Annotated in this window: 9 protein-coding genes; 2 read left to right on the top strand and 7 right to left on the bottom strand. The window is 72.2% G+C overall.

Features of this window, described 5'->3' with window-relative positions:
* Window positions 1-9 precede the first annotated feature (9 nt).
* Window positions 10-1314 (top strand): sigma-70 family RNA polymerase sigma factor, encoded by a 1305-nt coding sequence (locus ACFYNU_RS09220; RefSeq protein WP_356584473.1) that lies wholly within the window; start codon window positions 10-12, stop codon window positions 1312-1314.
* On the opposite strand, the gene ACFYNU_RS09215 is transcribed toward ACFYNU_RS09220, so the two are convergent.
* Both ACFYNU_RS09215 and ACFYNU_RS09210 read right to left on the bottom strand, forming a co-directional pair.
* Window positions 1227-1709 (bottom strand): GtrA family protein, encoded by a 483-nt coding sequence (locus ACFYNU_RS09215; protein WP_356584472.1) that lies wholly within the window; start codon window positions 1707-1709, stop codon window positions 1227-1229. The genes ACFYNU_RS09220 and ACFYNU_RS09215 overlap by 88 nt on opposite strands.
* Entirely contained in the window at window positions 1706-2710 is a 1005-nt protein-coding gene (locus tag ACFYNU_RS09210; RefSeq protein WP_356584471.1) for a glycosyltransferase family 2 protein, read from the bottom strand. The genes ACFYNU_RS09215 and ACFYNU_RS09210 overlap by 4 nt, the downstream gene beginning before the upstream one ends.
* Window positions 2711-2834: 124 nt before the next feature.
* On the opposite strand from ACFYNU_RS09210, the gene ACFYNU_RS09205 reads away from it, so the two are divergent.
* Window positions 2835-5315, top strand: coding sequence for a YfhO family protein (locus tag ACFYNU_RS09205; protein ID WP_356584470.1), 2481 nt, complete (start codon window positions 2835-2837; stop codon window positions 5313-5315).
* Here ACFYNU_RS09205 and ACFYNU_RS09200 read toward each other — a convergent pair.
* The 5 genes from ACFYNU_RS09200 to mfd form a co-directional block, all read right to left on the bottom strand.
* The gene (locus ACFYNU_RS09200) at window positions 5259-6872 is read right to left on the bottom strand and encodes a serine/threonine-protein kinase (protein ID WP_356584469.1); all 1614 of its coding nucleotides are present in this window, start codon (window positions 6870-6872) and stop codon (window positions 5259-5261) included. The genes ACFYNU_RS09205 and ACFYNU_RS09200 overlap by 57 nt on opposite strands.
* 4 nt (window positions 6873-6876) lie before the next feature.
* Complete coding sequence (locus tag ACFYNU_RS09195; RefSeq protein ID WP_356584468.1) at window positions 6877-7536, bottom strand: hypothetical protein; 660 nt, start codon at window positions 7534-7536, stop codon at window positions 6877-6879.
* Between the two features lie 116 nt (window positions 7537-7652).
* A complete protein-coding gene (locus tag ACFYNU_RS09190; protein ID WP_356584467.1) occupies window positions 7653-8399 on the bottom strand; it encodes an N-acetyltransferase in 747 nt (248 codons plus the stop codon).
* A 145-nt stretch (window positions 8400-8544) separates the two neighbouring features.
* The gene (locus ACFYNU_RS09185) at window positions 8545-9360 is read right to left on the bottom strand and encodes an HNH endonuclease family protein (protein WP_388765636.1); all 816 of its coding nucleotides are present in this window, start codon (window positions 9358-9360) and stop codon (window positions 8545-8547) included.
* On the bottom strand, window positions 9357-12908 hold the full coding sequence (gene mfd, locus ACFYNU_RS09180) for a transcription-repair coupling factor (RefSeq protein WP_356584466.1): 3552 nt from the start codon (window positions 12906-12908) through the stop codon (window positions 9357-9359). The genes ACFYNU_RS09185 and mfd overlap by 4 nt, the downstream gene beginning before the upstream one ends.
* Window positions 12909-13233 lie beyond the last annotated feature (325 nt).

Genomic DNA, 13233 nt, shown 5'->3' with positions numbered 1-13233 from the left:
GAGCCGGCGTTGAGCCCTGGCACTTTCCACGACGAGGACCTGCTGCGCACACTCGCGCCGCAGGTCGTCGGCGTGCTCACCCGGCGCTTCGGGGACTTCGCGACCGCCGAGGACGCCGTGCAGGAGGCGTTGCTGGCGGCGGCGACACAGTGGCCCGAGGAAGGGGTGCCCGGCAATCCGCGCGGCTGGCTGATCCAGGTCGCGGGCCGCCGGATGACCGAATCGGTCCGTGCCGAGCGGGCGCGGCGGCGCCGCGAGGATCTGGTGGCGGAGCGCGAGCCGGCCGACCGGCGGGTGGCCCCGCCCGCCGACGCGGACGAACCGGCCGACCGGGACGACTCGTTGACCGTGCTGTTCCTGTGCTGCCATCCGGCGCTGTCGCCGGCCGCCGCCGTCGCGCTGACGCTGCGGTGCGTGGGTGGTCTCGGTACGGCGGAGATCGCCCGCGCCTTCCTGGTGCCCGAGGCGACGATGGGCCAACGCATCAGCCGGGCGAAGCAGCGGATCAGGGCGTCCGGGGTGCCGTTCCGGCTGCCGGGCCCGGACGAGGAGGACCGGGAGCGGCGGCTCGGGGCCGTACTGCATGTGCTGTATCTGATCTTCAGCGAGGGATACGCGACGAGTGCCGGGCCGGATCTTCAGCGGGTCGAGCTGTCCCACGAGGCGATCCGGCTGACCCGCGCCGTCCGTGAACTGCTGCCGGACGACAGCGAGATCACCGGGCTGCTGGCGCTGATGCTGCTCACCCAGGCGCGCAGCGCGGCCCGCACCGGGCCGGGCGGTGAGCTGATCCCGCTGGCCGAGCAGGACCGGGGGCGGTGGGACGGCGCGCTGATCGCCGAGGGCGTCGCGCTGATCACGGCGGCGCTGCCGTACGGCCCGGTGGGCCCGTATCAGGTGCAGGCGGCGATCGCGGCCGTGCACGACGAGGCGGGCTCGGCCGAGGAGACGGACTGGCCGCAGATCCTGGCCCTGTACGGGGTGCTCGACGCGCTCGTCGACAATCCGGTGGTCTCGCTGAACCGGGCCGTCGCGCTGGCGATGGTGCGCGGCCCGGCCGCCGGTCTCGCCGCCGTCGACGCGCTCGACACGGCGGGGCGCCTCGCGGGGCACCACCGCCTGTACGTCGTCAGGGCGCATCTGCTGGAGATGGCGGGCGAGCGGGCGGCGGCCGTCGAGAACTTCCGGGCCGCCGCCGCGCGTACGACGAGCACGCCCGAGTACCGCTACTTGTCGATACGGGCCGCGCGGCTCGGGACGGAGGCGGCGGGCGCTGCGGGTGCGGCCGACGCGGCGGGCGACGGTTCGGAGTAGGCGGCCGGCTCCGGGTCCTTCGCGTCGTCCGGGCGCAGCATGATCGTGCGCGAGACCACGAACGTGATCGGGATCGCCGCCGCCGCGGCGATCAGCGGCGCGTACGTCCGGCTGAACTCCAGCACGTCCACCAGCAGATACACACCGCAGGTGGTGATGGTGAAGTTCGCCGCGTTGGTGAGCGGGAAGAGCAGGAACTTCCGCCAGGTCGGCCGGGTCCGGTAGGTGAAGTACGAGTTGAGGAAGAACGAGCCGATCATGCTGAGCACGAAGGCGGCGACGTGCGCCGCGACGTACGGCAGCCAGGTCAGCAGCACCAGATAACAGCCGTAGTACGAACCGGTGTTGACGACCCCGACGAGCGCGAATCTGATCAGCTGGCCCCGGACCGTCATGTGCCCACAAGCTCCTGGTCCGTCGTCCGGTCCGACGTCCGGTCGGTCGTCGTACGTGCCCCGCGCGGGCGGTCCACGTCGGTCGCCGCCACCAGATAGTGCGGGCGCCGCTTCACCTCGTAGTAGATGCGGCCGACATACTCGCCGACGACTCCCACCATCACCATCTGTACGCCCGACAGGGCCGTGACAGCCACCAGAAGTGTGACATAGCCCGGGGAGTCGACCCCGTTGACCATGGCCGCGACGACGATCCACGCCGCGTACAGGGAGGCGACCGACACCAGCAGCAGTCCGAGGTAGAGCGCGGCACGCAGGGGCTTGTTGTTGAAGGAGAGCATGCCGTCGAGCCCGTAGTTGAGCAGCTTTCCGAAGCTCCATTTGGAACGGCCCTGCTCACGGACCGCGTTCTCGTACTCGAAGGTGGTCGAGCGGAATCCGACCCAGGCGAAGATCCCCTTGGAGAAGCGGTTGTACTCGGCGAGGCCGAGCACCGCGTCGACCGCGCGGCGGGAGAGCAGCCGGAAGTCCCCGACGCCGTCGACCAGTTCCACATCGATCAGGCGGTTGATCAGCCGGTAGTAGGCGCGGGCCGCCAGGGTGCGGGTGACGCGGTCGCCCTTGCGGGTACGGCGGGCGATGACCTGCTCGTAACCCTCCTCATGGAGGGCGAGCATGCGGCGGACCAGCTCCGGCGGGTGCTGGAGGTCCGCGTCCATGATGACGACGGCGTCGCCCTTCGCGTACTGGAGGCCGGCGAGCATCGCGGCCTCCTTGCCGAAGTTGCGGCTGAAGGAGACGTAACGGGCGCGGGGGTCGGCCGCGGCGAGGTGGTCCAATCGCTCCAGAGTCCCGTCGCGGCTTCCGTCGTCCACGTAGACCAGCTCGAATTCATGCCCGAGTTCCCCTTCGAGCAGCGCGAGTTCATCGGTCACACGGTCGTGGAAGCGGTCGACGATCTCCTGTTCGTTGAAGCACGGGACCACTATTGAGATCAGCACGGTAGAACGACATCCCACCGCAATGTCACGGATGGATTGGCTGAATGAATTACAGGCGGCCATCGTGTGAACTGGATCGCCAAGGACCCTTTTGTCGGGATCCACGCTGACATATTCGATCACTATGCCGATCCTGGAATCCGTCCGCGGCCGGGCAGCCGCGTTCGCCGCCCTGATCACCGTGACCGCCGTCTGCGCGGGGGACGCCGTCGCCCGCAGCTTCCCGTTCGGGTCGGACACGCGGAGCGTCAACGACCTGGGCAATCAGTTCGTCCCCTTCCACGCCAAGCTGTGGGACCTGCTTCACGGGCGCGGGGACGGCGGGCTGCTGCTCAACTGGCAGTCCGGGTACGGCACCGCGTTCCTGCCCGACCTCGGGACGTATCTGACGAGTCCGTTCGCGCTGCTCGTCGGGGTCTTCCCACGGGACCGGATCGATCTCGCCGTGTATGTCATCACGGTGCTCAAGATGGCGGCGGCGGGCGCGGCGATGGCCTGGCTGCTGCTGGCGATGGCGAGGAAGCGGTCCGGTTCGGGGGCGGCACCGGCTTCGGCGTCGGGGTCGGCCTCGTGGTGGGTCGCCGGGGTGCTCGGCGCCACGTACGCGCTCTGCGGCTGGTCCGTCATCGAGGCGTCGTACAACCCGATGTGGCTCGACGGGCTCATCGCCTTCCCGCTGCTCTGTCTGGTCGGCGAGTGGGTACGGGCGGGGCGCCGGCCGGTCCTCGGCCCGCTCGTCGTCGCCCTCGCGTGGATCGCCAACTTCTACACCGCGTACATGGCGACCCTCGGTGCCGTGCTGGTGCTCTGCGTCCAACTCCTCCTCCATGGCGGGGTGTCACGGGAGCGGGTACGGGTCCTGGTGCGCGGCGCCGGCACGGTGCTCCTCGGGATCGGGCTCGCCACGCCCGTGCTGCTGCCGGTCGTGATGGGGACGGGGCACGCGTTTCCCGGCTGGACGCGGCAGTTCGAACCGGCCGGCTGGAGCCAGTCCCTCGCGCGGACGCTGCCCGCGACGTACAGCTTCTTCACGCCCGCCGTCTTCCTGGGCGGCGGCGCGCTGCTGCTCGCCGTCGTGCTGCCGTTCAACCGGCAGGTCCCCGGCCGGGAGCGGCTGGCGTGGGCCGGGCTCGCGGGCGGCGTCGCGCTGTCCTTGCAGTGGGAGCCGACGCATCTGCTCTGGCACGCCTTCGCGACGCCCAACGGCAGCCCGTTCCGCCAGACGTTCGTGCTGTCCGGGCTGCTGGTGATCGCGGCCTGGCAGTGCCTCGCGTACGGCTGGCCGGGCCGCCGCCCGCTGCTCGTCGGCACCGGACTGCTCGTCGCGGTCGGCGCCGTCGCCGCCACCGACGAGATGACCGGCAAGCGGGCCCTCGCGCTCTTCGTGTGCGGGCTCGCGGCGGCCGTGGCCGCGCTGCTGCTGGTACGGCTCCCCCGGCGCCGGTACGCGGCGCTTGCCGCGCTGCTGCTGGCGGGCGGCCTCGCGGGGCAGGCGGCGGCGACCACCGCGTACACCGACCGGGCCCGGCTCCACCGGCTCGACGACTACCCGGCCTGGGGCACCGCGCACGACGAGCGCGCCGACGCCGTCGCGGACGTCGACGGGTGGCCGCGCTACCGCACCGACCCGGGGCGCACCCAGATCACCGGCAACGACCCGCTGCTGCTGGGCGGTCAGGGCGCCTCCTACTACAGCAGTCACACACCCGAGGTGCTGACACGTACGCTCGGCGCGCTGGGCGCCGGCTGGACGTCGAACGGGCGGGCGGTGCAGAGCCTGGACAGCCCGGTCGTGGACGCCGTGTTCGCGGTGGGCGCCCGCTTCCGTACGGAGGACGGCGAGCCGCCGGCGCTGAGCCGGGCCGAGGTACCGCCGCTGGTGACCGTACGGCCGCCGGAGAAGACCCGCCCGCACTACGGGCGTTCGCCCTTCCGCAATCAGGAGGCGCTGCTCGGCTCGCGCGTCTACTCCGCCCCGGTGGCGGGGTCCTGCCCCGTCGGCCGCGAGGTCTTCCTCTTCGCGCCCGACTACACCGGCACCGCCCGGCTCGGCGACGCCACCCCGGTCGAGCTGCGGGGCGGACAGCCCCGCCGACGCGCGGCCGTGACCTCGCTCGGCGTCGCCGAACGCGCCGGTGAGCGCGTCACGTTCGACGGCAAGGCGCCGAAGGGGCGGACGGTGGCCTGTCTGGACCGGGCGCGTCTCGACGCCGCCGTGGAGCGGATGCAGAAGACCGGGGCCGTCTCGGTGCGGGTCTCCGACCACGGTGTACGGGCCGAACTGCCGCCCGGCAGCAGGGGAACGGCCGTCCTCGCCGCGCCCCGGATCGCGGGCTGGAGCTGCGCGGGGAAGCCCGCCGACTCGTCCCTCGGGCTGGTCGCCGTGCCGCTGGACCCGGACGGCACGACCACCTCCGTCGACTGCTCGTTCCGGCCGCCGGGGCTGCGCTCGGGCGCCGCGCTGGGAGGTGCCTCGCTGCTCGTGCTGGTGGGCGTCGGCGTGCTCTCCGTACGGAGGCGGCGTCGCGAGGGACCGGGGGCGGCGGAACTACCGGCCCCGGGTGGTGCCCCGGAACTGCTGCCGGCGGTCGAGCCCGCGCCGTAGCTCTATCGGCAGCGGGTGGTAGGGGCCGTACGCCCGCTCCGCGTCGTACAGCAGGTACTGCAACTGCTGCTGCGCCGAGGAGTGGTCGCCGACCGCGAGCAGCAGATGCCCGATGCGGTGCCGGATGTCGAAGGCCCGCGACTGGTCGGCGCCCGGCTGCCCGGCGCTTTCGTAGTAGGGCAGCACCGCGCGGTACTCCGCCAGCGCCGCGCCCGCCTCACCGAGCTGTTCGAGGCACTGCGCGGCGTCGTACCGGAACTGGAGCGTCTGCGGATCGCCCGGTCCGGCCTCGGCCGCGCGGTCGTCGGCGAGCCGGCGCAGCTCGGGCAGGGCGCGGCGGTACTGGCCGTCGTCCATCAGCGTCGTCGCGTACTGCTTGCGCAGGATACGGACGACCGGTGAGCGTTCGCCGTGCTCGGCCGCCGCCGCCGGGAGGATCCCGCCGAGGATGTCGACGGCCTGCGTGATGCTGCCCTCGCCGAGGAGACGCTTCGCCTCGTCGACGGCGGCGGCGACGTCGGGGCGCTGGGCGCGGACATGCCCGCGGGCTCCCGGTGTTCCCGGTGTCCCATGTGTTCCCGGATTCGGCACGGTCGGCGGGAGCGGCGCGGGCGGCGGGGCGGTGGCCCGGTCGGGCCAGGGCGCGTGCGGGCGCAGGAACGGGCGGGACGGGTCGAGCGGTGTGCCCGCCTGGCCGGAGAGCGGCGCGCCGACCACCCCACGGGTGGGGAGCAGCGGGGCCAGTGCCTCGTACACCTCCTGCGCGCCGGCCGGCCGGTGCTGCGGGTCCTTGGCGAGCAGCCGCAGGACGAGCGCCTCCAGCGCCTCGGGGATCTCCGGGCGGATCCGGCGGACCGGGACGGGCGGTTCGTACAGATGGCGGTGCAGGACGCCGAGGGCGGTCGTGCCGGGGAACGGGACGCCGCCGCTGAGGAGTTCGTGCAGGACCACGCCGAGCGCGTAGAGGTCGGTGTACGGGCCGACGGCGCCGCCCATCACCTGCTCGGGGGCCATGTAGGCGGGGCTGCCGATGACCGAGCCGGTGTGGGTGAGGCGGGTGGTGTCCGTGTCGATGACGGAGGCGACGCCGAGGTCGAGCACGAGGACGGTGCCGTCGGGCTTGACCATCACGTTCCGCGGCTTGAGGTCGCGGTGCACGATCGGCACCGCGTGTACGGCGGCGAGGACGCCGCACAACTGGGCGGCGACGGAGGCCGCCCACTGCCAGGGGTAGGGCGCGTGGCTCGTGAAGTGGGCCGCGAGGTCGGTGCCTTCGACGTACTGCATGACCAGGAAGAGTTCGTCGCCGTCACTGCCCGCGTCGTGCACGGTGACCAGGCCGGGGTGGTTGACCTGGGCGGTGACCCGGCATTCGCGGATGAACCGGCGGCGCAGATCCTCGGCGGCGGTCTCGGCGGCCATCTTGTCGGGGCGCAGCAGTTTGACGGCGACGCGGCGGCCGAGGCGCTGGTCGTAGGCCGTCCAGACCTGGCCCATGCCGCCCTGCCCGATGAGGCCGGCCATCTCGTAACGGCCCGCGACGACGCGGGCGTTCACCGCTTCACCGCTTGTCGCTGTCGCCGCTGTTCCGGCCGCCGTCGCCGCTGTTGCCGCTGTTGGCGCCGTTGCCATTGCCGCCGCTGTTGCCGCTGTCCAGGTGGTCGCGGCGCAGGAGATCGCTCAGTTCGTCCAGTTCGGCGCGCACCTGGTCGATCCGGGGCTGCTGCTGCGGCGGCCGGGACCGCGGCTGTGGCGGTTGCGGCTGCGGGGTGGCCACGGGCCCGGTGGGACCGCCGTAGCCGTAACCGCCGTTGGCGGGCGGCCGGTAGCCGTGCTGCGGGCCCGGCGGCGGGTAGGAGCCCGCGTACGCGCCCACCGGTGCCCGGTAGTGCTTGAAGTCCGCGTAGAGGAAGTAGGCGATGGCGGCGGCGCCGGTCGACAGCATGCCGATCATGCCGATGTTGCCCTCGGGACTGCTGAAGTCGTCGGTGTTGTCCTGGGCGAGATAGACGATCCACATGATGCTGAGGACCACGTTCCCGATGAACAGCCACCAGTTCAGGACGGACCGGGTCACGATCGCCACCCGCAGCGTCGCCGCCCAGGAGAGGAAACCGCAGGTCAGCAGCGGCAATGCCACGAAGAGCACCCTCAGGAGGGCGAGCACCCCCGGTGTGGGTGTGCCGTGCGGCTGCGGGTGCGCTATTCCGGGGCCGTGCATGCTGCTCCTGACAGGCCAGGGGGACGTCTGCGAAAGCGTATCGAGGGTATACAGCGGCACCGCCCGCCGAACCCCGTCGCGTGGATTCCCCCCGCCCCCGCACCTGTCCCCAACGCTCAGATCCGGTGACGCACCCACACATTGGGTTCGACGTAGACACCGTAGCCGCGTGTGGCCTCGCAGTGCACGGGCATGAGGGCTCCGGGTACGACGACGGGCCCGTCGGTGTCGAACGGGAGACCCGTCCACCCGCGCCACTGGGCGACCGACCCGGTGACCGTCATGGACGCGGGCGCCACCGAGTCGATGACACCGCCCGCGCGGACGTGGACGCGGAGCCAGGGGTCGTACGGCAGTCCGTCCTCGTCCCGTACGCGGTGGGCGTACTCGTCCATCGTGGTGTGCGGCTCCCGGTGCTTGGCGCTGGGCCGTACCGGGGCGACCAGTTCGGCGAAGCCGCGGCCGGCCGCGTTGTCGCGCATCGCCGCCAGCATCGTGCCGGACAGGCCCTGCCCCTGCCGGTCGGTGGCGATCGTGATCTCGACGGCGCCGACGGTGTCGGGCTTCCTGCCGTGCCGCAGATCGGAGAACGCCCACAGCAGCTCCTGGTCCCAGCCGGTGGCGGGCAGCGTCTCGCGCCCCTCGGCCCGGAGCCGGAACGGGACGCTGAAGGCGCGCGCCACGACCGTCCCCGCCTCGTCGGTGCCCACGAGCACGTACTCGGGCAGCTCGGCGACGATCCGCCCGATGTTCGCCCAGCCGACGAAGTCGTGCAGCATGAACTCCGGCCAGGTGTCGGCCATCCGCCACATCGGGTCGATGAGGTGGGGCCGCTCGGCGAGGGTCGTGACGGTCAGTTCCATACGGGCACGCTAACCGCGCCCGACCAGGTCTTCCCACTGCTTTTCGCACCGGCGGAGGGGCCGGCGGGCGGGCCCGGCCCGGAAGCGGTGGCCCGGCCCGGGAGCGGTGGCGCGGCGCGGTTCTTGGCCGGGGCCACGGGCGGTGTCAGCCGCCGCACTGGGCCAGCATCGCCTTCCTGTCCGCGCCGGTCACCGGGAGTTCGTACTTGACCGCGACCTGCGCGAACCGCACCACGTACGCGCACCGCACCTGCTTGTTCGGCGGCAGCCAGGAGGCGGGACCCGAGTCGCTCTTGCCGCTGTTGGTGGGGCCGTCGACGGGCAGCAGGTTCAGCGGATCGTTCGCGAGTCGCCGCCGCTTGTCCTCGTTCCAGCGGGCGGCGCCCAGCTGCCAGCTGTAGGAGAGGGGCACCATGTGGTCTATCTGGACGGCCGTCGCCCGCTTCTTCTTCCAGGCGATGTCCTTGCCGGTGTACGGGTCGTGCAGCGTCATCGAGACGATCACGCAGTCGGAGCCGGACCTGAACTCGACCTTCTGGCCGTCCCGTTTCAGCAGGTCGTTACGCGTGTCACAGCCGTTGCCCGCGAACGCGACGCCGTCGGCCGAGTCCATCCAGGCGTAGCCGAACTTGTCCCGTTCATAACCGGTCTTGGGGCCGCGCCCCTTCACCGCCAGCCCGTCGATCAGCTTCCGCGCCGCCGCCAGGTCCGCGTCCGAGGTGAGGGGCGCGAGACCCGGCGCGGTGCCGTCGGGATTCTTCAGCGGGCTGGTCGCCCGCCCGTCGGGGGCGCTGCCGTCGGCCTCACCGGAGCCGGCGGAAGTGCCCGGGTCGACGGAGTCGACGGCGTCGCACCCCGCGAGCAGTGGCAGAGCGCAGGCGACCACGAGCAGAAGCGTCACGGGACGCGCGGCCGGGCGCGGGCGGGCGGTACGCGGAGTCGTACATCTGGAGGCGTTCACGACCCCAGGATCGTCGTCAGGAACTCTCCCGTCCACGACAGCAGTTCGCGGCCGACCACCGGCTTGCCACCGATCTTGCCCGCCGTCGGGCGCGGCACCAGGATCTGATGGGCCGTCGGCTTGATCACCGTACGGGGATGGAGGCGCTTGAGCCGCAGCTCCTGCGACTCCCTCAACTCCACCGGCGCGAAGCGGATGTTGTTCCCCTGGAGGACGATCTCGCCGACCCCGCACGCCCGCGCGAGCATCCGCAGGCCCGCCACCAGCAGCAGATTCTCCACCGGTTCGGGCAGCTTGCCGTAGCGGTCCGTCAACTCCTCGCGTACGGCGGTGATGTCGGCCTCAGAGTTGGCGGAGGCGATCGCGCGGTACGCCTGGAGGCGCAGCCGCTCGCCGGGCGCGTAGTCGTGCGGGACGTGCGCGTCGACCGGCAGCTCGATCTTGACCTCCAGCGGCGCCTCCTCCTGCACGCTGCCGTCGACGGCCGCGCGGTAGTCCGCGACGGCCTCGCCGACCATGCGCACGTACAGGTCGAAGCCGACGCCCGCGATGTGCCCGGACTGCTCGCCGCCGAGCAGATTGCCCGCGCCGCGGATCTCCAGGTCCTTCATCGCGACATACATGCCGGCGCCCATCTCGGTGTGCTGGGCGATCGTCGCGAGGCGTTCGTGCGCGGTCTCGGTGAGCGGCTTCTCCGGCGGGTAGAGGAAGTACGCGTAGCCGCGCTCGCGGCCACGGCCCACCCGCCCGCGCAGCTGGTGGAGCTGGGAGAGGCCGAAGTTGTCGCCGCGCTCCACCACCAGGGTGTTGGCGTTGGCGATGTCGATGCCGGACTCCACGATCGTGGTGGAGACGAGGACGTCGAACTTCTTCTCCCAGAAGTCCACCACCACCTGCTCCAGGGCCTGTTCGGACATCTGGCCGTGGGCGGTCGCGATCCGCGCCTCCGGGACGATCTGGCGCAGCCGGGCGGTGGCGCGGTCGATCGACTCGACGCGGTTGTGGATGTAGAAGACCTGGCCCTCGCGCAGCAGTTCACGGCGGATGGCCGCGCCGATCTGCTTCTCCTCGTACGGGCCGACGAACGTCAGGACCGGGTGCCGCTCCTCCGGCGGGGTGGTGATGGTCGACATCTCGCGGATGCCGGTCACCGCCATCTCCAGGGTGCGCGGGATCGGGGTGGCGGACATGGTCAGCACGTCGACGTTGGCGCGGAGCTTCTTCAGCTGCTCCTTGTGCTCGACGCCGAAGCGCTGCTCCTCGTCGACGATGACCAGACCCAGGTCCTTGAACTTCGTCTCGGACGAGAAGAGGCGGTGCGTGCCGATGACGATGTCGACCGAGCCCTCGCGCAGCCCTTCGAGGGTCGCCTTGGCCTCGCTGTCGCTCTGGAAGCGGGAGAGGGCGCGGACGACCACGGGAAACTGCGCGTACCGCTCGGAGAAGGTGCCGAAGTGCTGCTGCACCAGCAGCGTCGTGGGCACGAGGACGGCGACCTGCTTGCCGTCCTGGACGGCCTTGAAGGCGGCGCGCACCGCGATCTCCGTCTTGCCGTAGCCGACGTCGCCGCAGATCAGCCGGTCCATCGGGACCGTCTTCTCCATGTCCTCCTTGACCTCGGCGATGGTGGAGAGCTGGTCGGGCGTCTCCACGTACGGGAACGCGTCCTCCAGCTCCCGCTGCCAGGGGGTGTCCGAGCCGAAGGCGTGGCCGGGCGCCGCCATGCGCGCCGAGTAGAGCTTGATGAGGTCGGCGGCGATCTCCTTGACGGCCTTCTTGGCGCGCTGCTTGGTCTTCGTCCAGTCCGCGCCGCCGAGCCGGTGCAGGGTGGGGGCCTCGCCGCCCACGTACTTGGTGACCTGTTCGAGCTGGTCGGTGGGGATGTAGAGGCGGTCGCCGGGCTGGCCGCGCTTGGCGGGGGCGTACTCGACGAGCAGATACTCGCGCGTCGCGCCCTGCACGGTGCGCTGCACCATTTCCACGTACCGGCCGACGCCGTGCTGCTCGTGGACGATGTAGTCGCCCTGCTCCAGGGTGAGCGGGTCGATCGTCTTGCGGCGCTTGGTCGGCATCCGGACGCCGTCCTTGCCCGCCGCCTTCTGGCCGGAGAGGTCGGTCTCGGTGAGGACGGCGAGCCCCAGGCCCGGGTCCACGAAGCCGTAGTCGATCGAGCCGCACGCCACATGCACCAGCGAGGGCGTGATCTCACCCAGGCCCTTGCCGCCGTGCGCCTCGGGGGTGTCGAGACGGGCGGGGATCCCCTCGCCGCCCAGCACCTCGACCGTACGCGCGGCGGTGCCGTGACCCTCCGTGACATAGACGGTGCGCCAGCCGTCGGCGAGCCAGCCCTTGGTGTCGGCGAGGGCGCGGGCGGTGTCGCCGCGGTACGTCTCCGGGGCGCGCATGCCGAGCTTCAGGGTGTCCTCGGACAGCTCCTCGTCGGCGGCGAACGGCGCCACGGACCACCACGGCATGCCCAGCTCACGCGCCCGGTCGCGGACGTCCGCGATGCCCCACAGCGAGGCCGCGCCGACATCGATGGGCGCCTCGCCGCCGCCGGCCCCGGCCGCCCAGGACGCCTGGAGGAACTCCTGGCTGGTCGCGACCAGGTCGGAGGCGCGGGTACGCACCCGCTCGGGGTCGCAGACCAGCGCCATCGAGCCCTTGGGCAGTACGTCGAGCAGCAGCTCCATGTCGTCGACGAGGACCGGGGCCAAGGCCTCCATGCCCTCCACCGCGATGCCCTCCGCGATCTTGCCGAGCATGTCGGCCAGCTCCGGGTGCACCTCGGCGAGGGCGGCGGCCCGCTCCCGTACCTGCGGGGTGAGCAGCAGCTCACGGCAGGGCGGCGCCCACAGCCCGTGCTCGGCGACTTCGAGCGAGCGCTGGTCGGCGACCTTGAAGTAGCGGATCTCCTCGATGTCGTCGCCCCAGAACTCCACGCGCAGCGGGTGTTCCTCGGTGGGCGGGAAGACATCGAGGATGCCGCCGCGTACGGCGAACTCACCGCGCTTCTCGACCAGTTCGACACGGGAGTACGCGGCGGCGGCGAGCGCCTGCGTCACCGTCCCCAGATCCGCGCTCCCGCCGCCGCGCAGCGAGACGGGCTCCAGATCGCCGAGGCCCTTGACCTGCGGCTGGAGCACGGAACGGATGGGCGCGACGACGACGCTGACCGGCCCGGCGCCGGGGTCGTCGGCGCGGGGGTGCGCGAGCCGGCGCAGCACGGCGAGCCGCCGGCCGACGGTGTCGCTGCGGGGCGACAGCCGCTCGTGCGGCAGCGTCTCCCAGGACGGGAACTCCGCGACGGAGTCCGCGGGCAGCAGGGACCGCAGCGCGGCGGCCAGATCCTCCGCCTCCCGCCCGGTCGCGGTGACGGCCAGCACCGTGCGCCCGGCGTCGCGTGCGAGGGCGGCGACCGCGAAGGGCCGGGCGGCGGGCGGCCCGACCAGATCGACATACATCCGCCGCCCGTCGGCGGCGGCACCGACCGCTTCGGCGAGCGCCGGGTCTCGTACAACGGCGTCGAGCAGACCGTGCAGGCTCATGAAGGGTGTTTCCGTCCGGTTCCGGGGCTGGTGGTGCGGGGTGACGACCGACGCGAGGGTGCTGTACGAGCAACGCGAAGGACCCGACACGTCTCACGGGCCGGGGGACCACCAGCGTACGACTCCGGACGGACAGCCGTCGCGCGGGACGGCCGGGGAGGGGGCGACGGCCGGTGCGGGGCCCGGGGATGTCGGCGAGAAGCCGCCGGGCCCGCGTCGCTCCGCGTAAGGCAGCCGGGGGTGGACAAGTTCCGCCCGTGCGCGCCTTGCGCCGTGTAGGTCGCGGTGACCACGGGGAGACTGCCCGGAGACCACTCACGGGGAG

Origin of the sequence: Streptomyces sp. NPDC006643, from assembly GCF_042870175.1 — a bacterium.
In the GTDB taxonomy this organism is placed as follows: Bacteria; Actinomycetota; Actinomycetes; order Streptomycetales; family Streptomycetaceae; genus Streptomyces.
The sequence above is the reverse complement of the archived record's forward strand: the minus strand, read 5'-3'. Positions and strand labels throughout refer to the sequence as shown.